This is a genomic window from Streptomyces sp. NPDC048434 (assembly GCF_043200375.1).
In the GTDB taxonomy this organism is placed as follows: Bacteria; Actinomycetota; Actinomycetes; order Streptomycetales; family Streptomycetaceae; genus Streptomyces.
This window is the reverse complement of record NZ_JBICXQ010000022.1, coordinates 46,073-72,779: the sequence shown is the minus strand read 5'-3', so window position 1 is coordinate 72,779 and position 26,707 is coordinate 46,073. Positions and strand designations below refer to the sequence as shown.

23 protein-coding genes are annotated in these 26,707 nt (G+C 72.2%); 12 read left to right on the top strand and 11 right to left on the bottom strand.

Going from position 1 to position 26,707, the window contains the following annotated elements:
- Positions 1-27 precede the first annotated feature (27 nt).
- The 4 genes from ACGFWI_RS25050 to ACGFWI_RS25035 are packed head-to-tail and all read right to left on the bottom strand — an operon-like array spanning position 28 to position 3,539.
- Positions 28-954 (bottom strand): ABC transporter substrate-binding protein, encoded by a 927-nt coding sequence (locus ACGFWI_RS25050; RefSeq protein ID WP_393908253.1) that lies wholly within the window; start codon positions 952-954, stop codon positions 28-30.
- 47 nt (positions 955-1,001) lie between these two features.
- The gene (locus ACGFWI_RS25045) at positions 1,002-1,673 is read right to left on the bottom strand and encodes an ABC transporter permease (RefSeq protein WP_393908252.1); all 672 of its coding nucleotides are present in this window, start codon (positions 1,671-1,673) and stop codon (positions 1,002-1,004) included.
- 7 nt (positions 1,674-1,680) lie between these two features.
- Complete coding sequence (locus tag ACGFWI_RS25040; RefSeq protein WP_393908251.1) at positions 1,681-2,355, bottom strand: ABC transporter permease; 675 nt, start codon at positions 2,353-2,355, stop codon at positions 1,681-1,683.
- Positions 2,352-3,539, bottom strand: a complete 1,188-nt coding sequence (locus ACGFWI_RS25035; protein ID WP_393908250.1) for an ABC transporter ATP-binding protein — start codon at positions 3,537-3,539, stop codon at positions 2,352-2,354. Before ACGFWI_RS25035 ends, ACGFWI_RS25040 begins: the two co-directional genes overlap by 4 nt.
- Before the next feature lie 185 nt (positions 3,540-3,724).
- Here ACGFWI_RS25035 and ACGFWI_RS25030 point away from each other — a divergent pair, with 185 nt between their 5' ends.
- Positions 3,725-5,209, top strand: coding sequence for an aromatic amino acid ammonia-lyase (locus tag ACGFWI_RS25030; protein ID WP_393908249.1), 1,485 nt, complete (start codon positions 3,725-3,727; stop codon positions 5,207-5,209).
- 356 nt (positions 5,210-5,565) lie between these two features.
- The gene (locus tag ACGFWI_RS25025) at positions 5,566-6,588 is read left to right on the top strand and encodes a MurR/RpiR family transcriptional regulator (protein ID WP_393908248.1); all 1,023 of its coding nucleotides are present in this window, start codon (positions 5,566-5,568) and stop codon (positions 6,586-6,588) included.
- Between the two features lie 391 nt (positions 6,589-6,979).
- Here the strand turns inward: ACGFWI_RS25025 and ACGFWI_RS25020 are convergent, their stop codons facing one another.
- From ACGFWI_RS25020 to ACGFWI_RS25000, 5 genes are all read right to left on the bottom strand, one after another.
- Positions 6,980-8,314: a diaminopimelate decarboxylase gene (locus ACGFWI_RS25020; protein WP_393908247.1), complete on the bottom strand. Its 1,335-nt coding sequence runs from the start codon at positions 8,312-8,314 to the stop codon at positions 6,980-6,982.
- Between the two features lie 371 nt (positions 8,315-8,685).
- On the bottom strand, positions 8,686-9,678 hold the full coding sequence (locus ACGFWI_RS25015; RefSeq protein WP_393908246.1) for an ABC transporter permease: 993 nt from the start codon (positions 9,676-9,678) through the stop codon (positions 8,686-8,688).
- 17 nt (positions 9,679-9,695) lie between these two features.
- Positions 9,696-10,580 carry an ABC transporter ATP-binding protein gene (locus ACGFWI_RS25010; protein ID WP_393908336.1) on the bottom strand — a complete coding sequence of 295 codons (885 nt, stop codon included), beginning with the start codon at positions 10,578-10,580 and terminating at the stop codon, positions 9,696-9,698.
- A gap of 101 nt (positions 10,581-10,681) precedes the next feature.
- A complete protein-coding gene (locus ACGFWI_RS25005; protein WP_393908245.1) occupies positions 10,682-11,047 on the bottom strand; it encodes a transcriptional regulator in 366 nt (121 codons plus the stop codon).
- Entirely contained in the window at positions 11,044-11,550 is a 507-nt protein-coding gene (locus ACGFWI_RS25000) for a hypothetical protein (RefSeq protein WP_393908244.1), read from the bottom strand. The genes ACGFWI_RS25005 and ACGFWI_RS25000 overlap by 4 nt, the downstream gene beginning before the upstream one ends.
- A 219-nt stretch (positions 11,551-11,769) precedes the next feature.
- Here ACGFWI_RS25000 and hutU point away from each other — a divergent pair, with 219 nt between their 5' ends.
- From hutU to hutI, 4 genes are read left to right on the top strand one after another with little or no spacing between them, the layout of a single operon-like run.
- Positions 11,770-13,440, top strand: coding sequence for a urocanate hydratase (gene hutU, locus ACGFWI_RS24995; RefSeq protein WP_393908243.1), 1,671 nt, complete (start codon positions 11,770-11,772; stop codon positions 13,438-13,440).
- Between the two features lie 19 nt (positions 13,441-13,459).
- A complete protein-coding gene (locus ACGFWI_RS24990) occupies positions 13,460-14,776 on the top strand; it encodes an allantoate amidohydrolase (protein WP_393908242.1) in 1,317 nt (438 codons plus the stop codon).
- Positions 14,767-16,122 (top strand): formimidoylglutamate deiminase, encoded by a 1,356-nt coding sequence (locus tag ACGFWI_RS24985; protein ID WP_393908241.1) that lies wholly within the window; start codon positions 14,767-14,769, stop codon positions 16,120-16,122. Before ACGFWI_RS24990 ends, ACGFWI_RS24985 begins: the two co-directional genes overlap by 10 nt.
- 17 nt (positions 16,123-16,139) lie before the next feature.
- Complete coding sequence (gene hutI, locus ACGFWI_RS24980) at positions 16,140-17,324, top strand: imidazolonepropionase (RefSeq protein ID WP_393908240.1); 1,185 nt, start codon at positions 16,140-16,142, stop codon at positions 17,322-17,324.
- A gap of 157 nt (positions 17,325-17,481) precedes the next feature.
- On the opposite strand, the gene ACGFWI_RS24975 is transcribed toward hutI, so the two are convergent.
- Complete coding sequence (locus ACGFWI_RS24975) at positions 17,482-18,432, bottom strand: RNA polymerase sigma factor SigF (protein ID WP_393908239.1); 951 nt, start codon at positions 18,430-18,432, stop codon at positions 17,482-17,484.
- A 248-nt stretch (positions 18,433-18,680) separates the two neighbouring features.
- On the opposite strand from ACGFWI_RS24975, the gene ACGFWI_RS24970 reads away from it, so the two are divergent.
- The 6 genes from ACGFWI_RS24970 to ACGFWI_RS24945 all read left to right on the top strand — a co-directional run bounded on the left by ACGFWI_RS24970 (position 18,681) and on the right by ACGFWI_RS24945 (position 24,560).
- Positions 18,681-19,049, top strand: coding sequence for an STAS domain-containing protein (locus ACGFWI_RS24970; protein WP_393908238.1), 369 nt, complete (start codon positions 18,681-18,683; stop codon positions 19,047-19,049).
- 171 nt (positions 19,050-19,220) lie between these two features.
- Positions 19,221-19,718 carry an ATP-binding protein gene (locus tag ACGFWI_RS24965; RefSeq protein ID WP_393908237.1) on the top strand — a complete coding sequence of 166 codons (498 nt, stop codon included), beginning with the start codon at positions 19,221-19,223 and terminating at the stop codon, positions 19,716-19,718.
- Between the two features lie 259 nt (positions 19,719-19,977).
- Complete coding sequence (locus ACGFWI_RS24960; protein WP_393908335.1) at positions 19,978-20,691, top strand: LPXTG cell wall anchor domain-containing protein; 714 nt, start codon at positions 19,978-19,980, stop codon at positions 20,689-20,691.
- Positions 20,692-20,797: 106 nt separating this feature from the next.
- Complete coding sequence (locus tag ACGFWI_RS24955) at positions 20,798-21,796, top strand: hypothetical protein (protein ID WP_393908236.1); 999 nt, start codon at positions 20,798-20,800, stop codon at positions 21,794-21,796.
- Between the two features lie 206 nt (positions 21,797-22,002).
- Positions 22,003-23,100 carry a hypothetical protein gene (locus tag ACGFWI_RS24950; protein ID WP_393908334.1) on the top strand — a complete coding sequence of 366 codons (1,098 nt, stop codon included), beginning with the start codon at positions 22,003-22,005 and terminating at the stop codon, positions 23,098-23,100.
- Positions 23,100-24,560, top strand: coding sequence for a hypothetical protein (locus ACGFWI_RS24945; protein ID WP_393908235.1), 1,461 nt, complete (start codon positions 23,100-23,102; stop codon positions 24,558-24,560). The genes ACGFWI_RS24950 and ACGFWI_RS24945 overlap by 1 nt, the downstream gene beginning before the upstream one ends.
- Before the next feature lie 225 nt (positions 24,561-24,785).
- On the opposite strand, the gene ACGFWI_RS24940 is transcribed toward ACGFWI_RS24945, so the two are convergent.
- Positions 24,786-26,318, bottom strand: coding sequence for a peptide MFS transporter (locus ACGFWI_RS24940; protein WP_393908234.1), 1,533 nt, complete (start codon positions 26,316-26,318; stop codon positions 24,786-24,788).
- Between the last annotated feature and the right edge of the window lie 389 nt (positions 26,319-26,707).

Sequence of the window (26,707 nt, the reverse complement as noted above, 5' to 3'; positions counted from 1 at the left end):
TACGGCGGCCGCCCGCCCCGCCCCGCGTCAGCCGACCTTGTGCTTCTTCAGCCAGGCTTCGGCCACCCGGTCCGGGTCCTGCTTCTCCTTGTCGACGAGGCGGTTGAGCTCGGTGAGGTGGGCGGTGGTGAGGGTGTTGCCCAGACGGGCCAGGGCCTTGCGGACCTTGGAGTCGGCCTTGCGGGCGGCGATCAGCGGGACGATGTGCTGGGCGGGGATGAGGTGCTTGGGGTCTGCGAGCTGCACCCAGCCGTTCTCCGCGGTGTCGACATCCGTGGTGAACACATTGGCGATGTCGATGTCGCCCTTCTTCAGCGCGCCCTTGACCAGCGGCCCGGACGAGTCCAGCGCCTTGAACTCCTTGAATTCCACGCCGTACTGGTCCTTGAGGCCGACGACCCCGACGACCCGCTTCTTCATCTCGGCGGCCGCGCCGAACACCAGCTTGCCGTTGGTCCTGCGCAGATCGGCGAGCGTCTTGAGGCCGTAGCGGTCGGCGGTCGCGCGGGTCACGGCGAAGCTGTCGCGGTCCTCGGCGGCCGCGTACGGGAGGACTTCGAGGCCGTCGGGGAGCACGGTGGCCAGCGCGTTCTGCATCGCACCCGCCTCGGTCTCGGTGGCCTTCTTGTCGAGGTAGAGCAGCAGGCTGCCCTGGTATTCGGGGAGCAGATCGATATCGCCGGAACGCAGTGCGGGCACCACGATCTCGCGGGAGCCGAGGTTGGGCTTGACGGTGGTCTTGACCCCGGCGGCGTTCAGCACGCCCGCGTAGAGGTAGCCGAGGATCTGGTTCTCGGTGAAGTTGGCGGTGCCGATGACCAGTCCGCCGCTGCTGCTGCCGCTGTCGCCGCCGGCGCCGTCCCCCTTGAGGGAGGTGATGCCGGAGGAGCAGGAGGCCAGCAACGGGGCCGAGGCGCCGGCGAGGAGAGTGGTCAGGACGGTACGACGGTTCATGGACAGGGCTCCTCGGGACGTACGTAGCGGGCGGGGCGGCAAGGTGCTCAGCGGGCGGTGGCCGGGCGGCCGCGGAACAGCAGCCGCGTCAGGCCGCCCAGGGCCAGGTCGGCGACGACGGCGAGCACGGCGACCAGGGCCGCACCGCCGAGGACCTGCACCAGGTCGCGCTGCGCCAGCCCGTCGAAGACATAGCGGCCCAGCCCGCCGAAGCTGACATAGGCGGCGATGGTGGCGGTGGCGACGACCTGCACGGTCGCCAGCCGCACCCCGGTCATGATCAGCGGCAGGGCGAGCGGGAGTTCGACCTGCCAGAGGATCTGGCGGCCGCGCAGCCCCACGCCCTTGGCGGCGTCCTTGACCTCGGGGTCGACGGCGGCCATCCCCGCGTACGTATTGGTGATGATCACGGGCACGGCGAGCGCGACCAGCGACACATACACCGGCCACACGCTCAGCCCGCCCGCGAGGAACACCAGGGTGACCAGGCCGACGGTGGGCAGCGCCCGGCCGAAGGAGGAGAGGTTCACGGCGAGGAAGGCGCCGCGTCCGGTGTGCCCGATGAGCAGCCCGACCGGCAGCGCGATCAGGGCCGCGGCGAGGGTGGCGAGCACCGAGTACTCCAGGTGCTCCAGGATGCGGCTGGCGATGCCCTCGGGGCCCGCCCACTGGGCCGGACTGGTCAGCCAGGAGAAGAGGTTCTTCAGGAGTTCGAGCATCGGCGTGTCACGCTGCCTTCCGCCACTTGAAGGTGCGCTGCCGGGGGGTGCCGCGCCGCCAGGGGGTGCACAGCCACTGGACGGTCACCAGCAGCGCGTCGGCGACCAGGGCGAGCAGCAGGGTCAGGGCCACACCGGCGATCACCGGGGTGGGGTAGTTGCGCTGGAAGCCGTCGGTGAAGAGCTGGCCGAGGCCGCCGTATCCGATGTAACTCGCCACGCTGACCAGGGAGATGGACATGACGGTGGCGACCCGTACGCCCGCCATGATCACCGGGAGGGCGAGCGGCAGCTCGACGGTGAGCAGGGTGCGCAGCGGCGTGGTCCCCATCGCCTTCGATGCCTCACGGGCCTTGACCGGGACCGCGTCCAGGCCCTCGACGGTGTTCCGTACCAGCACCACCAGGGTGTACGCGGTCAGACCGACGATCGCGGTGGTGCGGGTGAGACCGGTGACCGGCAGGAGGAGGACGAAGAAGGCGAGGGACGGGATCGTGTAGAGGATGTTGGACGCGCCGAGGACGAAGCCGCGCAGCGGCCGTACCCGGTGCGCCAGGACCGCCAGCGGCAGCGCGATCAGCAGGCCGAGCAGGACGGCGGGCACGGCGGTGGCGAGGTGGTCCGCGGTCAGGCGGGCCATCTCGTCGGCGTGGTCGGGGAACCAGCCCCACTCGATGGTCATGCGGGGCGCTCCGTGGCGGAGACGGTCTTGAGGGGCGCGGCGTCCTCGGAGTCCGGCGTCGCGGGGTCGGCGGGGGCGGCCTTCGCCCGTCCCGCCTCCGCGTGGCTGCGGCCCGCCCGGTCGTGAATGGCGTCACGGGAGGTGAGGCCGGTCAGCACCCCGTCCTCGGTGACCCGGGCGACCGCGGCGGCGGGGGAGGAGACCGCCTCGTTGAGCGCAGAGAGGAGCGAATCGGTGTCGCGCAGCGGCCGTACGGCCTCCAACGGGGCCTCGCCGGCCGTCCCGCCGGCGGGCAGCGCGTCGGTGTCCAGCCACCCCAGCGGTTCCCCGCCCGGCGAGGTCACCACGCGCCAGCGGCCGTCGTGGCGGGATATCCCGCCGACCGGCTCGTCCGCGCGTATCGCCTGGCCGGGGGCGTACGGAACATCCGCGAGGGTGGTGAGCGAGAGCAGCTTCAGTCCGCGCTCGGCGCCCAGGAAGTCGGCGACGAAGTCATCCGCGGGGCGGGCCAGCAGCTCGGCGGGCTCGGCGCACTGGACGAGTCGGCCGCCGGTACGGAAGACCGCGATCCGGTCGCCCAGCCGGACCGCCTCGTCGATGTCGTGGGTCACGAAGACGACGGTCTTGCGCAGCTCCTCCTGGAGCCGCAGCAGCTCGTTCTGCAGCTGGGTGCGGACGACCGGGTCGACGGCGCCGAAGGGCTCGTCCATCAGCAGCACGGGCGGGTCGGCGGCGAGCGCGCGGGCGACGCCGACGCGCTGCTGCTGGCCGCCGGAGAGCTGGTGCGGATAGCGCTTGCCGGCATCGGTGGGCAGGCCGACCAGCTCCAGCAGCTCGGCGGCGCGGGCGCGGGCCTTGCGCTTGCCCCAGCCCAGCAGCAGGGGAACCGTCGCGATGTTGTCCAGGATCGTACGGTGAGGGAAGAGACCGGATTGCTGGATCACATAACCGATGCCGCGGCGCAGCTCGGCGGCGTCCGCCTCCAGAATGTTGCGGCCGCCGACGCTGATCGTCCCGGAGGTCGGTTCGACCATGCGGTTGACCATCCGCAGGGTGGTGGTCTTGCCGCAACCCGACGAGCCGACGAGGACGGTGACACCGCCCTCGGGGAGGTCCAGGGACAGTTCGTCCACGGCGGTGGTGCCATTCGGGTATCGCTTGCTGACTGCGTCGAACTTGATCATCCGCTGCCCCTTGCCCGGCCTGCATAGTGTCATGCAGAGTCTTAGGCGCGTGAATAGAAGTCAATAGGCAGAAGTAAATCGCTTGTTACATCGCCTGTTACTTCGGCTCACCGTACGGAACGAGGTGTCGGACTTCTGTCCACAAAGCGCGTTATAAGAGGGAGTTGAGCCCCTTGGTTTCTCACATGCTGGACAACCGTCCCCGCACGGGCCGGCGCATCACACTCGACGGCACCGGTCTGCACACCGCCGACATCGCCGCCCTCGCGGACCGCACCGCGCACCCCGCGACGCCCGACCCCAAGGCCTTTGCCCGCGCCGAGGAATCCTGGGAGACCGCGCGCCGCCTCGCCGCCACCGGCCGGGTCTACGGGCGCAGCACCGGCGTCGGCGCCAACCGCACGGAGCACGTCGGGGCCGCGGACGCCGACCACGGACTGCGGCTGCTGCGCAGCCACGCAGGCGCGATCGGCGACCCGCTGCCCGCCCGCGAGGTCCGTGCCATGCTCGCGGTACGGGCCAACCAGCTGCTGGCGGGCGGCGCGGGCCTGAACCCCGCCGTCATCACGTCCCTGCTGTCCGCCCTGGACGCCGGCGCACACCCCGTCGTCAACGAACACGGCGCCGTCGGCACCGGCGACCTGGCCGCGCTCGCCCAGACCGGCCTCGCGCTGGCCGGCGAACACCCCTGGCGCTGCGTGCGCGGTGGCCGGGCCCCCGCCCCCATCGCCCTCGACAACAACGACGCCCTCGCCCTGATCAGCAGCAACGCCCTCACCCTCGGCCAGTCCGCGCTCGCCCTCGACGAGCTGCGCCGCCTGCTGGCCGCCTCCCTCCCCATCGCCGCGCTCTCCCTGCTCGCGGTCGGCGGTTCCTACGAGCCCTTCGCCGAGCCGGTCATGCTCGCCCGCCCGCACCCCGGCTCCGCGGCCGCCGCCGCCCGGCTGCGCACCCTCTCCGGCGTCCCGCCCCGCCCGACCCCGCCCCTCGGCCGTATCCAGGACCCGTACGGCTTCCGCTGCATCCCGCAGATCCACGGCCCGGCGCTGGACGCCGCCGACACCCTGGACGAGGTACTGACCGTCGAGGTGAACGCCGCCGCCGAGAACCCGCTGATCAGCATCGAGGACCAAGCCGCCTACCACCACGGCAACTTCTACGCCGCACATGCCGCGCTCGCCCTGGACGCCTTCCGGCTGGCCGTGCTGCAGACCGCCCGGCTGTCCACCGCCCGGCTCGCCGCGCTCTCCGAGCCCGACTTCACCCGGCTGCGGCCGTTCCTGGGCGACCCGGCGCCCGCCAGCTCGGGCGTGATGATCCTCGAATACGCGGCCGGCGCGGCGCTCGGCGAGATGCGTGCGGTCTCCCACCCGGCCTCGCTCGGCCACGCCGTGCTCTCCCGCGGCGTCGAGGAACAGGCCAGCTTCGCCTCCCTCGGCGCCCGCCAGACCCTGCGCGCCTGCACGTACTACCGACAGATCCTCGCCTGCGAACTGGTCGCCGCCGTACGGGCCTTGCGGATGCGCTCCCTGGAACCCGACCCGGACATTCCGCTCGCCTCCGCCTATGCCCGCGCCGCCGACGCCCTCGACCCGCGGATGGAGGACCGACCGCTGACCGATGACGTGGCGGTGGCGTCGGGGCTGCTGGACGGGCTGGCGGAGTGGTGAGGGGTGGGGTTTGGTGTGGGCGTGTGGCCGGGGGAGAGGTGACGGGCCCGTGCGGTCGCGGTGGGGTGGGGTTTCCGTGCGGTCGTGGGTGGGGTGATGTTTCCGCGTGGCCCCGGAAGGCGTGGCGGTTCCGTGTGGCCGTGGGAGGTGTGGCGTTCCGCGTGTGACCGCTGCGGCGGAGACTGCGGGAGGCGTGGTTCCGCGTGTGCCCACTACGGCGGAGGCCGCGTGAGGCCGGGGCGGGTGATGCCGTTCGGCCGGATCGCGGCGCGTATCCCGGACCGGAGAGTGCCAGGAATTCCGTACAGTCGGTCGACACAGGACAAGGCCCCCGACCGGGCCGGGAAGAAGAGGCGATGAGCGGGGACGGGGACAACGGCGGCATCGGCCCGGCCGACGACGGGGCGAGGGACATCGGCGGCGCGCACGATGAGGGCACTCACGACGAGGGCGTGCAGGGCGACGGCGTGCAGGGCGGCGCCGCGAAGGCCGGGGGCGACGGGGCGCGGGGCGCGCAGACCGGCCCGGACGCCGTCGTCGGCGCGGACACCGGTACCGCCGCCCGTCTCCAGAAGCTCTTCGAGGGTCACCGGCTGACCCCCACCCAGCGCCGGATCGCTCACTGCATGGTGCGCCGGGCCGCCGATGCGCCCTTCCTCTCCAGCGTCGAACTCGCCGAACTGGCCGGCGTCAGCCAGCCGTCCGTCACCCGCTTCGCCGTCGCCCTCGGCTTCGACGGCTACCCGGCGCTGCGTCGGCATCTGCGCGAGGTCGCACCCACGGACAAGCCCGGCGACACCGGCTCCTACAACGAGTACCAGCAGGCCGTCCAGGCGGAGATCGACAACCTCCGCCAGCTCGCCGCCGCCTTCGCCGACCCGTCGCCGCTGATCGAGGCCGGCCGCCTCCTCGCCGCCTCCCGGCCGCTCCCCGTCCTCGGGCTGCGCGCCGCCACCGCCCAGGCCGCCGGCTTCAGCTACTTCGCCCGCAAGGTCCACCCCGACGTCCGTCTTCTGGACGAGGGCGGCACCATGCTCACCGACCGCATCGACGCCGCCGTACGCGCCGGCGCGAGCGCGCTGCTCTGCTTCGCCCTGCCCCGCCACCCCCGCGAGGTCATCGACGCCCTGGACTACGCCCGCACGGCCGGCCTGACCGTGGTCACCGTCGCCGACAGCGCCTTCGCCCCCGTCGCCCACCACACCGACCTCCTCCTTCCGGCCCCCGTCGGCACCGGCCTCGCCTTCGACACGGCCTGTGCCCCCATGCTGCTGGGCCGCGTCCTGCTGGAAGCGATGTGCGACGCCCTCCCGGACGCCCAGGCCCGCCTGGAGGAGTTCGACGCGGGGGCGGCGGCGCGGGGGCTGTTCGTGGAGTGAAGTGAGAACAGGGCAGGGCGGGGCAGGGCAGGGGACGGCAGGGGTGGGGAGCGAGGCTGCGGTGGGGGAGTCCCGTAGGGGGCGTGGCGGGAGCGGGCCCGACCGGGCCCGCACGGTTCCGACCGGGCCGGGCCGAGCCGACCCGAGCCGGGCCGGAGGTCATCCGTCCGGGTGGCGGCCGCACATCACGGCGTGGGTGTCACGGTCTGGGTGTCAGGGCGTGGGTGTCTCGGTCTGGGTGTCACGGCGTGGGCGTTACGGACTGGGCGTCACGGTGGTGGCTCCGCCGTCACGGTGGTTGCTCCGCTGTCACAGTGGTGGTTCCGCCCCTGACCGGCGGAGAGTGGCGGGCGGGCGCCCGGTAGGCGCGCCGTCCACTGCCGCCTCTCACCTACTGCTTCCCGAGCTCGCCCAGCGACTCCGCGTGCGCGCCGCCGCTTTCCGCGGTGAGTTCCTCCAGGGTCTGCGGGGTGCGGACGGTCGCGAAGCGGACGGCGCCGTCCGCGTCCGCCGCATAGCCGTAAATCCCGGGGCGCGGAAGGGAGTTGTAGGCGAAGTGAGTGGAGAAGTAGTAGGCGCCGGTGTCCAGCAGGGCGGCATGGTCGCCGGACTCCAGGCGAGGGAGCGGACGGTTCTCCGCGACCAGGTCACCCGCGAAGCAGCAAGGTCCCGCGATGTCCTGGGCGACCGGAGCTCCCGTTTTGGGGCGACCCTCGGCGTCGTAGGCCGCGACCCGGATCGGCCAGGCCTCGGGAACGAAGACCGTACGGGTGGCGACCTGGGCGCCGGCGTGGGTGACGGCGATCGGCCGGCCGCCGGCCGACTTGGCGTATTCGACACGGGCGAGGACCGTGCCGTGCTTGGCCAGCAGCGAGCGGCCGAACTCGGTGACGATCCCATAGCGTCCGGACAGCAGACCGGGGACGGCCGCGTGCAGCAGCGCGGCGTACTCGCGGTAGGTCGGGGTGGTGGCGTCCGAGGAGAAGTTGACCGGCAGTCCGCCGCCGATGTCGAGGGTGTCGATCTGGCGCCGGCCGGCCTTCTCGTTGATCTCCTCGGCGAGGTCGAACAGGGCCCGTACGCCGGCTGCCATCAGCTCCAGGGGCATGCCCTGGGAGCCGACATGGGCGTGCAGCCGGGTCAGCCACGGGCGGGTGAGGAAGGCCTGCACGACCCACTCGCGGGCGCCCTCGTCACGCAGCCCGACGCCGAACTTCGAGGTGTCCGTGGCAGTGCTCATCGCCCCGATGCTGCCGCCGCCGATCTGGGGGTTGACCCGCAGACCGATGGGCGCGCTGCTCGGCGCTGAGGCCATCAGCGCGTCGATACGAGCGAGTTCCTCGGGGTTGTCGGCGTTCACGGCGATCCCGAGGGCCAGCGCCTCCCGCAGTTCGGCGAGGGTCTTGGCGGGCGAGTCCAGGACGGTCCGCGCGACCGGCACCCCGGCGGCACGGGCCAGCGCCAGCTCGCCGGGGCTGGCCACCTCGCAGCCGAGCCCCTCCTGCGCGAGCAGCCGCAAGACGGGGACGAGCGAGGCGGCCTTCACTGCGAAGGCGTGCAGGACCGGGGTGCCCGGAGCGGTGAACTCCTCGAAAGCGGCACGGAGTTCGGCCGCCGACCGGCGGATCCCGGCGATGTCGAGCAGCCCGGCGACGGGCTCGCCGGGGCCCACCAACCCCCGCGCGATGGCTGCCTCTACGGCACGGTCTCGCTCCGTGAAGTTCATGGGTCAACTCCATCATTGGGTGGGGGTGACACGCCAACCGGGACCGGGGCGGCCGAGAGCTTTCGCCGGGGGCGAGAGCCTTCGCCAGGGGTCGGGAGCCTTCTCACCCGGGGTGGCTGGGAGCTCCCACCCCGCGGGTGGCCGGGAGCTCACGTCTGGCTATCGGGCCCAGACCCCGGCCAGTGGCCAGAGGCCCCGGCCAGTGAGTCTCGGACCCCGGCGCGCGGCCTGGCCCCACGGCCCTGGGCTCAGGCCGCCCGCGCCCGCCTCGGCAGCCCGTACACCGGCCCGCCAGGGGTCTGCCCCGTCCGGGCCGTCCGCCCCGGACCGCCCGCACCCCGCCCGGACCGCCCGAGCGCCCGTTTCCCCGTTCAGGCCGTCCGGCCTGCGCCCCAGCCCGCCTTGCGGTGGCGTTCGGAGAGGCGGGAGCCGGACTCGCGGCGGGCGGCGCGGCGCAGGAGCGGGACGGCGAGCAGGAAGCCGAGGACGGCCCAGGCGGTGAGTATCAGCGCCACGGTCGGCAGCTCCCAGGAGCCGGCCGGTTCCGCGGCGCGCGCGGCGTCCGGCAGGAGGGCCGAGCGCAGGCCCTGCGCCATCCACTTGAGCGGGAAGACGGAGGCGATCTTCTGGACGAGCGCGGGCAGCGAGGTGAGCGGGAACATCGCTCCCGAGGTGACCAGCAGCGCCATCGAGGGCAGCATGATCAACGCAAGCGCCTCCCGGGGGTTCGGCAGCACGGCGCCGATGGCCGCGCCCAGCGGTACGACGGCGAGCAGTCCGAGCGCGCTGACCCACAGCAGCGTCAGCCACCCGCCGGGCCCGTGCGGCAGCGGCCCGTCCACCAGCAGTGCGGCGGCTCCCAGCAGGACGACCAGGGTCCCGAACGCCATGGCCACCACCAGCAGCGACTTGGCGACGAGATAGGCAGGTATGCCGCCGGGGGTGGCGCGCAGCCGCAGCAGGGCGCCCTCCTCGCGCTCGGTCACCAGGATCTGCGGGAGATTGACCAGCCCGATCTGGAACAGCAGATAGGCGGCGAAGCCCGCGAGCGTCAGCTGGGCCATCGGGACATGGGTGCCGGGCACTTTGTCGCTGATATAGCCGGCGAGCAGCAGCGCGACGACGACATTGATCAGATGGCCGCTCATCTCCTTGGGGTTGCGGACGAGATGGCGGAGTTCGATACCGCCGCGCAGGAGCCCGGCGCGCCAGTAGCGGCGACGAGGGTGCGAGGCGGCCTCGCCCGTGGTCGCACCGCTCGTGGCCGCACCGCTCGTGGCCGCACCGCCCGTGGCCGTCCTCCCCGCCCTGTCGGCCGCCGGGGCCCGGTCCGTCGCCGCTGTCGTGTCTGTCACGGCCGTCACTTCGCTCCCCCTCATGCTCATGCTTGCTTCTCCCCGTCCGAGGCCGCGGTCTCGCCCGCACTCCCCGTCCCTGCCCCGGCTCCGTCCCCGTCGTCCCGGTGCACCATGTGCAGGTAGGTGTCCTCCAGCGTGGGGCGGCGGACCTCCAGGTCGGCGATGGGTCCCCCGGTTTCCCGGTGGAGCTCCCAGACCAGCCGGGAGGGGTCCTCGGTGCGTTCCCGGCGGGCCGTGCCGTCGGCCGCCGTCCAGCGGACCTCGGCCTGTGCGGCGGCCCGCCGGGCCAGTTCCGCCGGGGTGCCGCCGGCCCGGATCCGGCCGTTGACCAGCACGGCTATCCGGTCGGCCAGCCGCTCGGCCTCCGCCAGATCGTGGGTGGTGAGCAGGATCGTGACGCCCTCGTCGCGGGCGAGCCGTTCGACCAGATCGTGGAAGTCGCGCCGGGCCTCGGGGTCGAAGCCCGTGGTCGGCTCGTCCAGGAAGAGGAGTTCGGGGCGGCCGGCGATCGCCAGTGCCACGTCCAGGCGTCGGCGCTGGCCGCCGGACAGCCGGTCGACCTGCTGGCCGGCCTGCTCGGTGAGGCCGACCAGGGCCAGCAGCCCGGCGGGATCGCGGGGAGCCGGGTAGTACAGGGCGAAGTGCCTCAGCAGCTCGGCCACCCGCCAGCGGCGGTGGTCGCGCCAGGACTGCAGGACCAGGCCGATCCGGCCGCGCCAGGCGTCGTCGCCGCGCGCCGGGTCCGTCCCCAGGACGGTGGCCTCCCCGGCGGAGCGCCGCCGGAAGCCCTCCAGGATCTCGACGGTGGTGGTCTTCCCCGCGCCGTTGGGGCCGAGCAGCGCGAAGATCTCGCCGCGGTGGATGTCCAGATCGATGCCGTGCAGGACGGGTGTGCTGCCGTACGACATCCTCAAGTCGCGTACCCGGATGACGGGTTGGGCGGATCCGGCGGGATCCGTGGCCGCCGCAGCGGCCGCGGCCGAGCGGACGGTCAGCTGCTCGGTTGTCGTCATCGGCCCGCCTCCGCGCGCTGTTGCTGTTGCCCAGTCCCCGGTGCCGGCGCTGCGGACACCGCCGCCGGCCCCGCGCCCTCGACGATGGCCCGGAGTGCGGCCACATGGCCCTCGAAGGCGGTCCGGCCGCGGCTCGTCAGCCGTACCTTGGTGCGCCGTTTGCGGCCGCCGCCCTCCTTGCGGATCTCCAGATATCCGGCCTCCTCCAGGGTGTGCAGCTGCTTGGAGAGCGCGGAGTCGCTGAGCGAGAGGCTGTCGCGGATGAACGGGAAGTCGGCCCATTCCGTGGCGGCGAGCAGCGCCACCACGGACAGCCGGGTGGAGGGGTGGATCAGTTCGTCGAAGCCGCTCGGGGTGCTCATCGGGCAGCCTCCTTCCGGATGGTTCTCGTGCCACGGTCGCGCAGTGAGCTGACCGCCCAGCGGTTCGCCGGGCCGACGAAGAGGACGAAGGTGCCCGCGGAGACGGTGGCCTGAATCAGGCTGCCGAACGGCAGCGCCAGCCAGTCGACCAGCCGGCCGGAGACCAGGATGGTCACCGCGGTCACCGCCATGCCCGCGAAGAAGGTGGCGAACGACCGCCAGCTGTGGCGCGAGCGGTGCAGTCGCATCCGGGTCCTGCGGTTGTAGATCACAGCCAGCGAGCCGAGCAGGGTGACGTAGGCGGTGAGCACCAGCCAGAACGCCCACCCCGGCAGATCGAGGCCCGAGACGGCGAGGAACAGCCACATGATTCCGGCCGTGGTGTACGTAGCCCCGGCATCGCCATGGGCGCAGCGCTCGATCTCGTCGTACACCCGCTCTTGCGGTACCCGGATGCGCTGCAGATCCTGCCAGGCCTGTTCGGCATCCACCGGTGTGCTCATGGCCATCGCCTCCCCAAGGCGGTCCGTACTGTCCCCGTTTACTTGCCTAGTAGGAAAGTTAGCGCAGACTTTCCCGGTCGGCAAGTCAAAACCCCGGAAAGTGTCGGCTGGATCGTGCGGCTTGCGGCGGGTGGCTCACCGCGCCCTGTTGACTAGCGCTATTCACCAACCCCAATATGTGAATAGCTCAATCCATTCGACGTCAGGGAGGCACGGCCCATGTCGGGACCGCGACCCGTGCGGGCACCGCGCGGTACGGAGCTGAGTGCTCGGGGATGGCAGCAGGAAGCCGCGCTGCGCATGCTGCAGAACAACCTCGATCCGGAGGTGGCCGAACACCCGGACCAGCTCGTCGTCTACGGCGGCACGGGCAAGGCCGCACGTGACTGGCGCTCCTTCGACGCGATGGTGCGCACGCTCACCACGCTCAAGCAGGACGAGACGATGCTCGTCCAGTCCGGCCGGCCGGTCGGCGTGATGCAGACGCACGAATGGGCCCCGCGGGTGCTCATCGCCAACTCCAACCTCGTCGGCGACTGGGCCAACTGGGAGGAGTTCCGCCGTCTGGAGGCCCTCGGCCTGACCATGTACGGGCAGATGACCGCCGGTTCGTGGATCTACATCGGCACCCAGGGCATCCTCCAGGGCACCTACGAGACCTTCGCCGCCGTCGCCGCCAAGAAGTTCCACGGCACGCTGGCCGGCACCATCACCCTCACCGCCGGCCTCGGCGGCATGGGCGGCGCCCAGCCGCTCGCCGTCACCATGAACGACGGCGTCGCGATCTGCATCGACGTCGACCCGCGCGCCATCGAGCGCCGGATCGAGCACCGCTACCTGGACGTGCGGGCGGACAGCCTCCAGCACGCGCTCCAGCTCGCCGTCGAGGCCCGTGACCAGCGCAAGCCACTCTCCATCGGCCTGCTCGGCAACGCCGCCGAGCTGCTGCCGCAGATGCTGGCCGAGGGCGCCCCGATCGACATCGTCACCGACCAGACCAGCGCCCACGACCCGCTGGCCTACCTGCCCATCGGCATCGACTTCGACGACATGGCCGCCTACGCGGCGGAAAAGCCCGCCGACTTCACCCAGCGGGCGCGCGAGTCGATGGCCCGCCACGTCGAGGCCATGGTCGGCTTCATGGACGCCGGCGCCGAGGTCTTCGACTACGGCAACTCGATCCGCGGCGAGGCCCAGCTCGCCGGATACGAGCGGGCCTTCGCCTTCCCCGGCTTCGTCCCCGCCTATATCCGGCCACTGTTCGCCGAGGGCAAGGGGCCGTTCCGCTGGGCCGCGCTGTCCGGCGACGCCCGGGACATCGCCGCGACCGACAAGGCGATCCTGGACCTCTTCCCGGAGAACGAGTCGCTGGCCCGCTGGATCAAGCTGGCCGGCGAGCGGGTCCACTTCCAGGGCCTGCCCGCCCGGATCTGCTGGCTCGGCTACGGCGAACGCGACAAGGCCGGTGAGCGCTTCAACGAGATGGTCGCCGACGGCACCCTGCGCGCCCCGCTGGCCATCGGCCGTGACCACCTTGACTGCGGTTCCGTCGCCTCGCCCTACCGCGAGACCGAGGCCATGAAGGACGGCTCGGACGCGATCGCCGACTGGCCGCTGCTCAACGCCATGGTCAATGTCGCCTCCGGTGCCTCCTGGGTCTCGCTGCACCACGGAGGCGGCGTCGGCATGGGCCGCTCGATCCACGCCGGCCAGGTCACCGTCGCCGACGGCACGCCGCTGGCCGGCGAGAAGATCCGCCGGGTGCTCACCAACGACCCCGGCATGGGCGTCATCCGGCATGTCGACGCGGGCTACGAGCGCGCCGACGAGGTGGCCGCCGAGCGCGGCGTCCGCATCCCGATGCGCGAGGGCGAAGGCGAGGGCGCGTGACCGCCTCGTTCCACGAGATGTGGGAGGAGTGGGGGGGGGGGGGGGGGCCCCCCCCCCCCCCCGGGGGGGGCCGCCCCCCCCGGGGGCGGGGCGCCCCCCCCCCCCCGGCCCCCGGGGGGGGGGGGGGGCGGCCCCCCCCCCCCCCCCCAACCCCTCCTCCGGGGGCTACCGCCGCTACGCCTGGACCGGCGCCGACACCGACTGCCGCGCGTGGTTCCGGGCCCAGGCCGACGCCCGCGGCCTCGTCCACGAACTCGACCGCAACGGAAACCAGTGGGCGTGGCTCGGCGCCACTGGCTACCAGGACGTGGCCCCCGGCGACGCCGTCGTCACCGGCTCGCACCTGGACTCCGTACCGGACGGCGGCGCCTTCGACGGCCCGCTGGGCGTGGTGTCCTCCTTCGCCGCGCTGGACGAACTCCGCCGCAGAGGAGCGGAGTTCAGCAAGCCGCTGGCGATCGTCAACTTCGGTGACGAGGAAGGCGCCCGCTTCGGACTGGCCTGTGTCGGCTCCCGGCTCGCCGCCGGGGCGCTGACCGCCGAGGCCGCCCACCAGCTGCGCGACGGCGACGGCACCACCCTCCCGCAGGCCATGGAGCGCGCCGGATACGACCCGGAAGCCATCGGCCCGGACCCCGAACGGCTCGCCCGGATCGGCGCGTTCGTCGAACTCCACGTCGAGCAGGGCCGGGCCCTGGACCTGTCCGGCGACCCGGTCGGCATCGCCTCCGCCATCTGGCCGCACGGCCGCTGGCGGTTCGACTTCCAGGGCGAGGCCAACCACGCCGGCACCACCCGCCTCGACGACCGCCGCGACCCGATGCTCAGCTATGCCGCGACCGTGCTCGCCGCCCGCGAGCAGGCCCGGCTGGCCGGGGCCCTGGCCACCTTCGGGAAGATCAGTGTGGAGCCGAACGGTGTCAACGCCATCCCCTCGCTCGTCCGCGGCTGGCTGGACTCCCGTGCCCCTGACCAGGACACCCTGGACACCGTGATCACCGGGATCGAGCAGGCCGCCGCCGAGCGCGCCGCCCGCGACGGTGTGGACCTGACCGTCGTCCGCGAATCCTTCACCCCCGTCGTGGAGTTCCAGCACGCCCTGCGGGACGAGCTGAGTGCGATCCTCGCCAAGACGGGGGATCGGACCGTTCCCGTCCTGGGCACCGGCGCCGGGCACGATGCCGGTATTTTGTCCGGAACCGTCCCCACCGCGATGCTGTTCGTACGCAACCCCACCGGGGTCTCACACTCGCCCGCCGAAGCGGCGGGCGAGGACGACTGCGCCGCCGGGGTCAGCGCACTCGCCGACGTACTGGAAGGGCTGGCGTGCCACTGACGACACAGGCAACACCGACGACGTACTGGCTCGAACACGCCTGGCTCGGCACCTACGCCGAGCCGGGCGTGACCGTGGACGTCGCGGACGGGCGGATCGCGGCGGTCCGCACCGGGGCGGCCACTCCGCCGCCCGGCGCCACCGCGCTGCGCGGCCTGACCCTCCCGGGGCTGGCCAACGCCCACTCGCACGCCTTCCACCGCGCCCTGCGCGGCACCGTCCAGGTCGGCACCGGCACCTTCTGGACCTGGCGCGAGATCATGTACAGCGTCGCCGACCGGCTCACCCCCGAGACCTATTACGCCCTCGCCCGCGCCGTCTACGCCGAGATGGCGCTGGCCGGCATCACCTGCGTCGGCGAATTCCACTACCTCCACCATGCGCCCGGCGGCACCCGCTACGACGACCCCAACGCCATGGGCGAGGCGCTGGTCTCCGCCGCCGACGACGCCGGTATCCGCATCACCCTGCTCGACACCGCCTATCTCTCGGCCGGCTTCGGTGCCCCGCCCAACCATCACCAGCTGCGCTTCTCCGACGGCACCGCCGACCACTGGGCCCAGCGCGCCGACGCGCTCAAGGACCGCGAACACGCCCGCATCGGCGCCGCCATCCACTCCGTACGCGCCGTCCCCGCCGCGCAGCTCGGAACCGTCGCGGACTGGGCCCGCGAACGGCAGGCCCCTCTGCACGTCCATCTCTCGGAGCAGACCGCCGAGAACGACGCCTGCCGCGAGGCCCACGGCTGCACCCCCACCCGGCTGCTGGCCGACCGCGGTGCGCTGGGCCCGCGCACCACGGCCGTGCACGCCACCCACCTCACCACCGAGGACATCGAGCTGCTCGGCGACTCCCACACCGGCGTGTGCATGTGTCCCACCACCGAACGCGACCTCGCCGACGGCATCGGGCCGGCCGCCCGGGTCCAGGGCCGCGGCAGCCCGCTGTCCCTCGGCAGCGACAGCCACGCCGTCATCGACCTGCTCGAAGAGGCCCGCGCCATGGAGCTCGACGAACGGCTGCGCACCCGCACCCGCGGGCACTGGACGGCCGCCGCCCTGCTGCGCGCCGCGACCGCCGACGGTCATGCCGCCCTGGGCTGGGACGACGCCGGCACCCTGGAGACCGGCGCGCTCGCCGATCTCACCACGATCGCACTGGACTCCGTACGCACCGCCGGACCATTGCCCCGGCTGGCCGCCGAAACGGCCGTATTTGCCGCCTCCGCGGCGGACGTACGGCACACCATCGTCGGCGGCCGGCAGATCGTCCGGGACGGTGTGCACACCCTTGTCCCCGACGTACCCACCGCCCTCGCAGAGTCCATCGCCGCGGTACGCGGCTGAAGGAGAACACCCCCGCGATGACGACGACTTCCACGCCGACCACCACCGCCATCACCCACATCTCCCAGCTCGTCACCAACGACCCCTCCCTCGGTGAAGGCCCCCTCGGCCTGATCCAGGACGCCGCGGTCGTCATCGACGGCGACCGCATCGCCTGGGTCGGTGCCTCCAGCAAAGCACCCGCCACTGACAACACCGTCGACGCGGGCGGCCGGGCGGCTCTCCCCGGCTTCGTCGACTCCCACTCCCACCTGGTCTTCGCCGGCGACCGCACCGCGGAGTTCAACGCCCGGATGTCCGGCCGTGCGTACTCCGCCGGCGGCATCCGCACCACAGTCGCCGCCACCCGCGCCGCCACCGACGACGCGCTGCACGCCAATGTCGCCCGCTATCTCGCCGAGGCGCTCCGCCAGGGCACCACCACCCAGGAGACCAAGTCCGGCTACGGGCTCACCGTCGAGGACGAGGCCCGCGCGCTGCGCATCGCCGCCGAGCACACCGACGAGGTCACCTTCCTCGGTGCGCACATCGTCTCGCCCGACTACGCCGACGACCCGGCCGGCTATGTCGACCTGGTCACCGGCCCGATGCTGGACGCCTGCGCCCCGCACGCCCGTTGGGTCGACGTGTTCTGCGAGAAGGGCGCCTTCGACGGCGACCAGGCCCGCGCCGTCCTCACCGCTGGCAAGGCCAGGGGCCTGGTGCCGCGGGTGCACGCCAACCAGCTCGGCCACGGCCCCGGCGTCCAGCTCGCCGTCGAACTCGGCGCCGCCTCCGCCGACCACTGCACCCACCTCAGTCAGGCGGACATCGACGCCCTCGCACAGTCCGACACCGTCGCCACCCTCCTCCCGGGCGCCGAGTTCTCCACCCGCGCCCAGTGGCCCGACGCCCGCCCGCTGCTCGACGCCGGCGCCACCGTCGCCCTGTCGACCGACTGCAACCCCGGCTCGTCCTTCACGAGTTCCATGCCGTTCTGCATCGCGCTGGCGGTCCGCGACATGGGGATGACCCCCGACGAGGCCGTGTGGTCGGCGACCGCGGGCGGCGCCCGTGCCCTGCGCCGCACGGACGTCGGCCGGATCGCCCCCGGGGCCCGCGCCGACCTCGCCCTGCTGGACGCGCCCTCGCACGTCCACCTCGCCTACCGGCCGGGCGTCCCGCTCGTCTCTGCCGTGTGGCACAAGGGAGTCCGCGTCTGACGGCCGCACGACGGGAGTGACCTCCTCGCCGCCTCACGAAGCCGGCGAGGACGTTCCCCGGCACCAGCACAGGAGGGCCCGTCCCGAGTAATCCCGGGGCAGGCCCTCCTGTGCGCGGGCGGCTGCCGGTCGGGTGGACCGGCAGGGACCGCGGTCCTCACTCCTCGACCATCAGCCCCTTGCGGAGCCGCACGAGGGTGCGGGAGAGCAGACGGGAGACATGCATCTGGGAGATGCCCAGCTCCTCGCCGATCTCGGACTGCGTCAGGTTGGCGACGAAGCGCAGCGAGAGGATCTTCCGGTCGCGCGGCGGGAGTTCGGCGATCAGCGGCTTGAGGGATTCGACGTACTCGATGCCTTCGAGCCCGTGATCCTCGTAGCCGATCCGGTCGGCCAGCGCGCCTTCGCTGTCGTCCTCCTCGGGCTGGGCGTCCAGCGAGCTCGCGGTGTACGCGTTGCTCGCGGCCATGCCCTCGACGACCTCGTCACGGGTGATGCTGAGGCGCGCGGCGAGTTCCTGCACCGTGGGGGCGCGGTCCAGCTTCTGCGCCAGTTCGTCGCCCGCCTTGGCGAGGTCCAGACGCAGTTCCTGCAGCCGCCTCGGTACGCGCACCGACCAGCTGGTGTCACGGAAGAAGCGCTTGATCTCGCCGACGATGGTCGGCATGGCGAACGTCGGGAACTCGACGCCACGGCTGATTTCGAAGCGGTCGATCGCCTTGATCAGGCCGATCGTGCCGACCTGGACGATGTCCTCCATGGGCTCACTGCGGGAGCGGAACCGGGAGGCCGCGAACTTCACCAGCGCGAGGTTGAGCTCGACCAGAGTGTTGCGGACGTACGCGAATTCGTGGGTGCCTTCCTCAAGCGTTTCGAGCCGCTCGAAGAGGGTCTTGGACAGAGCCCTCGCGTCCACCGGGCCCACCTCGTCGAACGGCGGGATCTCGGGCAGGTCCTCGATCTCAGCCATTCCCGCCAGATCTGATTCGGCAGGGATCGACTGGGAAGGGATCTGCCCGGTCGGGTCGGACGGGGGTGTCGACGATGCGGGCTGCCGGTTGTCGTCGGTGCGCAATTCGTCGAGCCGGGGTGACATGGTCTCCTCCATCGTTCTCGGCATATGGCTGCCGATGCCTCTACGTGAAGCTGCGGTGTGCGGCGCCTCCAAAGCCGGCCGTTTCGAATGTGTGCTTCTACGCCTACCTGGCTTTGCCTGAAGATGGCAAGTGCGTGTTGTCCGTATATTGAGCAATATGCGGATTGTTCAGCTACCGAGGGGCGTCAGGAGGGCGTAGGGTTCGACGAGCGCAGTCGGTAAGCAAACAGTCGTCTAGACAGCAAGAGGGGTGCGCGCGCATGGACCGCGGGACGGTCGGCAGTGCAAGCCGGGGCCGGCTTCATGTCGAGATCCGCCATCACGGCGCCAGCGCGGTCGTGACGGTTTCGGGTGAGCTCGATCACCACACCGCAGATCTGTTGCGTGAGTCACTCGAAGGCTGTGTGGACGACGGCTATGCACGCCTGGTGGTGGACTGCTCACCCCTTGAGTTCATGGACTCCACCGGCCTCAACGTGCTGCTCGGTGCCCGCCTGAAGGCGGAGGCCGCGGGGGGCGGGGTCCATCTGGCGGGGATGCAGCCGGTGGTTGCCCGGGTTTTCGAGATCACTGGCGCAGAGGCGGTTTTCACGGTGCACGACTCTCTCGACGCGGCCCTGAGCGACTGACATGGCGGCACTGTCCGGAACGTTGCATTCCGGGCACGTAGTCCTTGTCACAACTTCCGTACCCAAGTAGTGGGTGTTCTCACGGTCCGGTCGGGCAGGAGACATCTGAATCCGTTGAATCAGTCAGTATCTGTTTTCCGTGAACAGGCGAATCGGTGAGGTGAAGCGCTGATGAGCACCACCCGGCCGTATCCGCCGGGCGATCTCGGCCCGGAGTCGGGCGGCGTGAGCGCTTCCGCCGCGGCTGCCGCCACCCCGGTGGGCCAGATCCGCCGGCTGCGCCTGGCGGGCACCCGAGGGGCCGTGGCGCGTGGCCGTGACTTCGCCCGGCAGGCCCTGCACGACTGGGGCTGGCTGCCGGCCGCCAGTGCCGACCGGCGGGCCGCGGCCGAGGATGTGCTGCTCGTCGTCTCGGAACTGGTCACCAACGCCTGTCTGCATGCCGAAGGGCCCGAGGAGCTGCGGCTGCGCTGCACCGCCAAAGTGCTGCGCCTGGAGGTCAGCGACCTCGGTACGGGCTCGCCGGCACCGCGCAGCCCGCACCGGCCGGGCCGCCCCGGCGGTCACGGCATGTTCATCGTGCAGCGCCTGTGCCTGGACTGGGGTGTGGTGCGCAACGCCGACGGCGCGGGCAAGACCGTCTGGGCGGAGCTCGCCGCGCCGTCCTGAAGTGCGGGCGTATTCGCCGGGCGAAGAGCTGAGCGCGGGCCTGCGGGCCCGCGCTTCGTCGTGTGTGGCCTCTCCACACCCCGCGGCGCCACCGGAGCCCTGCGCCCGAGGCCGGATTTCCCCGTCGCACGGGCCCCGGACCGATCGGGGCTGTGCATTGCCTTCCCTCGGCAAGGTCCCCGGCGTACCTTGAGCCGCCAATCTGATGTGCCGTCAGTAACATCCGGCGGTGCGCTCACCGGGAGAAGGGGAATCCGAGGTGGCCCGCTTCTACGAACAGCACGGCAGGCGCCCGGGCCGGGCGGCCGGCCTCGCCGCGGCCGTGGCGATGGCGGCGGGGTCCGCGGTGATGCTCACCGCACCGGCCGCCCATGCCGAGGTCGTTGACGTCAACTACCAGTGCAAAACGCCGATCGGCAACAAGGGCGCGGTCTCGCCCATCGACATCAAGAGCACCCCCAGCGGTGGGGCGTACAAGCTCGTCATGTCCTTCCAGAAGGGCGTCTCCTCCAGCCCCGTCGAGCTGGGCAAGGGCGCCATGAAGCCGAGCGCGCTGATCAAGCTGGGCGGCGCGGAGAGCGGTACGGTGCCGGTCGCCGGGCCGCCGAACGACAAGGCCATACCGGCCAACACCCCCATCAAGATCAGTGACTTGAGCGGTACGTACACCCCCAAGGGCAGCGGCAAGGTCACCTTCACCGCGTCCACGCTCACCATCAAGGCGCTGGGCACCACCACCACCTGCACGCCCGCCAACAACCCCAAGCCCTCGCTGACCCTCGATGTGAAGGGAGCCGGCGGCGCCTCGGGAAGCACCGGCGCTTCCGCAGCGGCCGGCGGCTCCTCCGGCGGACAGCTGCCGCAGACCGGACCCGCGGACTCCGCCCTCGCGCTGGGCACCCTCGGCGGCACCGTGCTGCTGGCCGGTGCGGCCGGTGCGCTCTGGCTGACCCGCCGCCACCAGCGGGTGTGACGCGTCGCGCGGGGCGCCAGGACCCGCGTGCCGCACCCCCGTTCCCCGCACGCCCCCGTGCCCGGCCGGCACGGGGAGGCACCCCCCCTTGCACCAGGAGCCGCCGATGCCGTTCCGTACCCGCACAGCGGTCAGCGGTGCGGTCCTCGCGACCGCCGCCGTACTGCTGTGCCCCGCCGCGGCCGTGGCCCGGCCGGCCGCCGCCCCGGCACCACCGGGCTGGTCCGCGGCGCCCGCGCCCGGTGACGGCGCCGAGCCGAGCGCACAGGACCGCCCGTACTTCTATCTGGAGGGCGCGCCGGGCACCGTCATGGGCGACCGGCTGTCCCTGAGCAACCCCACCGGCCGCGCCGTCACCGTGCGGCTGCGCGGCTCCGGGCCCGGCTCGTGGCTCACGCTCGCCTCGAAGGAGGTGAAGGTCCCGCCGCGCACCCGGGCCGGCGTGCCGTTCACGGTGACCGTGCCGCGCGACGCCACCCCCGGTGATCACCCCGGCGTGCTGATCGCCACCGGTGGCGGCACGGGGAGCGGTGCGGGCGGCCGGGACGCCGTGCCCCTCCATCTGCGGGTGACCGGGCCGACGTTGTCCGCGCTGACCGTCGAGAAGGTGGCGGTGCGCGCCCGGGGCGGTGCGGCGGTCATCCGGTACACGCTGGTCAACCGCGGCAACACGGTGCTCAGGCCGCGGCTCGCGGTGCACGCCGACGGGCTCTTCGGCCCCGTGCTGCGGCGGGCCGCCCGCACCCTGCCGACCGCGCTGCGGCCCGGCCAGGGCGTCGATCTGACGGAGAAATGGCCCGATCCGCCCGGTCTGGACGCGGTGGACGTACGGCTCACGGTGACGGCGGGCGGCGGTGCCCACGGGTCCGCCACCGTCCCGTACACCGCGGTTCCCTGGGGTGCGGCGGCCGGACCGGCGCTCCTTCTGGCGGCGGGCGCGGGCGGCCTGGTGGTCGTACGCCGACGGCGCCGCGCCAAGGCTGCGAGCGGGGCACGGGTGGCGGAGACCGCGCGGCGGGCGGCCGAGGACACGCGGCCGTCCGAGGGCGGACGGGCGGACGCGGCGGAGCAGTTGGCGAGTACCGGATCAGGAGCGCGATCGTGAACGGCGAGACGGGGACGGGGACACGTACGGCGACGGAGACGGGGATACGTACCGCCACGGGGGCGGGGATACGTACGGCCACGGGGACGGGCGCGACCACGGGGGTGGGCAGGCCGGCGGTCGCCGCCCCTGCCCGCGCCGGTGTGTCTCCGGTGGCGCGTACCGGGCCGCCCCGCACCGGTCCGGCGGCCCGCACCGTGCGCCGGATGGGCCAGTGGGCGGTGGCCGTGCTCGTCCTCGGCCTGGCGCTCGCGTCGGCCCCGCTTCCGGCCGCCGTCGCCGCCGCGCGTACGGCGCCGTATGCCGCCGCCGAGGGCCATCCCGGCGTCCACCTCTCCCGGAAGGAAGCCGGCAAGGGCGGCACCGTCACCGTGACCGGTCGCGGCTGGCGGCCCAAGGCGCTGCTCACGCTGCTGATCTGCGGGCAGAACATGATCGGCGGTACCAACTCCTGTGCCAACGGTGACGGACGGGCGGTCACCACCGACGCACACGGCGGGTTCCGCAAGCGCCTCCCGGTTGCCGAGCCGCCCAAGCCCTGCCCCTGTGTGGTGCATGTGGCGACCGTGACCGGTGAGGCGGCCGATGCGGATGCCGCGTTCAAGGTGGCGGGCCATCCGGTGGCACCGCTGCCCCAGGAGAGCACCGGCGGCCGGCTGACGGTGCTCGCCCAGCCGCGGCTGGCGGGCAGCAGCGGCCTGCTGACCTGGTTCGGCGCCCCCGCACAGCGCCAGTTGACCCTCACGGTCGGCAATCTCGGCTCGGCACCGGCCAGGGACCCCGTCTTCCGGGTCGGCACCTCGCACGGGGTCTTCGCGCCCGAGTGGGAGGAGCAGCAGTGGCGGGGGACCGTACCCGCCGGGAAGAAAGCCGAGGTCACGCTGCCGGTCGAGCTGCCGGCCGGCGCGCACGGGGACTATCTGGTCTCGCTCGAATACGGCGGCAAGGTGCTGGCCGAGCAGCCCTGGGGAGTCGGCAGGCCATGGGGCGTAACGCTCTTCTGGGTGCTGCTCTGCGTGGTGGTCCCGGCGGCGGTGTTCCGTGTCGGGATGGCGATCGTGGACCGGGTACGCCCGCGCCGGACGGGCGGGACCCGCCGGCACCCCGCGGGACGTCCGCACACGACCGGACGCCGCCGCGCGGCCGGCATCGGACAGCGCATCAGAAACCGAACCGCGAGCGAGGGCTCCACGGCTGACCCCGGTACGCCGGGTGACTCCGCCGGGCTGCCGTGGTTCACCCCGGACACCGCACCGTCCACCACCACATCAACCGAACGACCGACGTCGAAAGGTTCAGCGTGATGAGGCAACGGAGGAGAGCCGCGGTGGCCTCGGTGGCCGCGATGGTGCTCGCGGGTGCGGGCATCATGGCAGCGGCCGGGACCGCCCAGGCGGCCGAGGTGTCGTACAAGACCGAGTGTCTGCCGCCGCCGATATCGGGGCTGCCGCCGATCGAGGGCACCACCAAGGTGGCGGTCAGCGCGCCCGCGACCGCGAAGGTGGGCGACGAGATCGAGGTGGTCTGGAAGACCGTCGAGGGGGCCTCCAAGAACCCGGACATCCTCGACCTGGGGGAGAACACCGTCCAGCCGACCGGCACGGTCAAGGTGGCCGGTGCGCAGACCGGCGATCTGGCCATGCAGGGGCCGCGGCAGAACCCGCCGATCCCCAAGGGCGCGGCGATGAAGCTGTCCGACATGAAGGGCAAGCTGAAGCTGGAGAAACCGGGTGAGGTCACCCTGACGCCCGGCTTCTACAACATCAACGTCAACAAGCCGATCTCGACGGACACCAAGTGCTCGCCCAAGGAGGCGGTGCAGCCCGCGGTCACCGTCAAGGTGACCGACGGCGGGGGCGGTTCCGGCGGCACCACGAGCGGGACGACCGGCGGCACCACTACGGGCACGACCGGCGGGACGACCGGCGGCACCACTACGGGCACGACCGGCGGGACCACCGGCGGCACCACTGCCGGGACGTCCGGCGGCAGCACCACCGGGACGTCCGGCGGGACCACGACGGGGACGACCGGCGGGTCCACCGACGGCGGTACGAGCGCCGGCTCGTCCGGCGGTTCGACCACCGGAGGCTCCGGCGGCGACCCCGACGGCACCGCGTACAAGGGCGAGGAAGTGCAGGTCCCGTACGCCTGCAAGACGCCCATCGGGGACAAGAAGGCGACCTCCCCGGTCCAGATCAACGCCGTGAAGAAGGGCGGCAGTTACGACCTGACGGTGAAGTTCAGCAAGTCGGTCATGGACAGCCCGGCGGACATCCCCAAGGACTCGGTCAAGCCGTCGATGGACGTCAAGGTCGGCGGCGCGGACAAGGGATCGGTGAAGGTCGAGGGGCCGACGAACGCCGAGCCGATCAAGTCGGGACAGCCGATCGCGATCCCCGATCTGAAGGGCGCCTACAAGCCGGGCGCCACCGGCAAGGCCACGCTCACCCCGGGCGTGCTCACCGTCAACGCCCTCGGGACGACCACCACCTGCACCCCGGAGAAGGACCCGGGAGTCTCGCTCGCCCTGGACACCTCGGCGCAGCAGGGCGGCACCTCCGGCGGTACGACGGGCGGTGCGGCGGCCTCCGGCGGCGGCGCGGCGGGACCGGCCACCGTCTCGGGCGGCAGCGGCGGCCTGGCCGAGACCGGTGGCGGTGACCACGGCGGGCTGACCGCGCTCGGCCTCGTCGCCGGCACCGTCATCCTGCTCGGCGGCGCGGTCTTCACCTTCACCCCCTGGCGCCGGCTGCGCCGATGAGAAGTTGACCCCGCTGATCACCTACACGATGCACGGCCCGTGGGTGAAGCCCGGCAAGAAGTCCCGCATCCACTGCGGCTTCAAGAACTTCCTGCGCGGCGGCAGCGTGCAGACCAAGAAGTAACCGGCCGGGAAGCCACCCCGGCCGGCGGACCGCCGTACGACGCAGGGCCCCGCCACACCATCCGGTGTGACGGGGCCCTGTGCGTCAGCTGCGGGGGCGGGTCAGTGCACGCCGCCCATGAGCGCCACGATCTTCTTGCGGTACACGTACACCGCGAGACCGGCGAGGACCGCGAGGGCCGCCTCCACCCCGATCACGGTCGTACCGCTGAGGTCCACACCGCCGATGGAGAGCAGCGACGTGATGCAGTCGCCGGCCGTGACCGCGAGGAACCACACGCCCATCATCTGGCTGGCGTACTTGCCGGGAGCCAGCTTGGTGGTGACGGACAGTCCGACGGGGGAGAGGCACAGCTCGCCGATCGTCTGGACCATGTAGATCGACACCAGCCACATCGGGCTGGCCTTGGTGCCGTCCGAGGCCATCATCATCGGCACCACGAAGACGAAGAAGGACGCGCCGACGGCCACCAGGGCCATGCCGAACTTCACCGTCGTGCTGGGCTCCTGGTCCTTCCGGGCCAGCCACAGCCACAGCCACGCGAACACCGGCGCCAGCGCCATGATGAACAGCGGGTTCAGGGACTGGAACCAGGTCGCGGGGAACGCGAAGCCGAACATCGAGCCGGCGGTGGAGCCCTTGGCGAAGACGGCCAGCGTGGAACCACCCTGGTCGTAGATCATCCAGAACACGGCCGCGGCCACGAAGAACCAGATGTACCCGCTCATCTTGGTCTGTTCGCTGTCCGACAGGTCCTTGTCGCGCTTGATGCGGACCAGCACCGCCGTCGGAATGATCAGGCCGAGCAGCGTGATCGGGATCAGGGCCCAGTTGAGCGTGAAGTGACCGGTCGCGGCGACCACGCCGTAGAAGGCCGCGGCAACGACGAGCCAGAGCAGGCCCTTGCGCAGCCATGCCGTGCGCTCCTGGGCGGACAGCGGGTTCGGGATCACGCTGCTCTTGGGGTTCAGGTGCTTGGTGCCCAGCAGGAACTGGATGACACCGAGACCCATGCCGAGGCCGGCGAGCGCGAAGCCCAGGTGCCAGCTGACGGTCTCGCCGACGGTGCCGATGACGAACGGCGCGACGAAGGCACCCAAGTTGATGCCCATGTAGAAGACCGTGAAGCCGCCGTCACGACGCGGGTCGTCGGGACCGTCGTAGAGGTGGCCCACCATCGTCGAGATGTTGGACTTCAGCAGGCCCGAGCCGATGGCGACGAGCGCCAGACCGACGAAGAATGCCGGTGAGCCCGGAATGGCCAGCGTGAGGTGACCCACCATGATCACGCCGCCCGCGATGGCGACCGTCTTGCGGGGGCCCCAGACGCGGTCACCGAACCAGCCGCCGGGCATGGCGAGCAGATAGACCATCGCCAGGTAGACCGCGTAGATGGAGGACGCCGCGGCCGCCGTCATGGCGAGGCCGCCGGTGTGCAGTCCCTCCTTGACGCCGTCGGCGCCACCCGAGATCAGGTAGTACACGAGCAGGGCCCGCATGCCGTAGAAGCTGAAGCGCTCCCACATCTCGGTCATGAAGAGAGTGGCCAGTCCGCGGGGGTGGCCGAAGAAGGTCTTGCCGCCGTCCACAGGGTTCCCCTGCTGGGCCGCGTCCTTCGTCAGGCTGGACGCCATGGTGGTTCCTTGCTGCTCGGGACGCGTTCGCAGGCCGATACGCGCCCGGGTGGGGGTGACCGGCACCGGCGCAGACCTGCCCGCTCCTCACGTCCGGGAGGTTCGACCCCCACAGGAGGATCGGCAGGTCGGTCGTACCCCGGATCCACGCCCCCCGTGCTGCAAGCGCGGCGGACCCGGTCGACAGGTCGATCACTGTGTATGGAGGCTGGTGGTTCCGGCCCTGGACACAACGAGGGACCGTTGACGTCAGGTGAGTCAAAGGTCCCGGTGGTTGAGCGGTGGACGTCCGGCCACCATACGTCTCGTTGCACCGGCGTTGGGCTGCGTGAGAGAACGCTCACACCGGTACGGGGAACCGCAGGCGCCGCTCCGTGCGACCGTGCGCC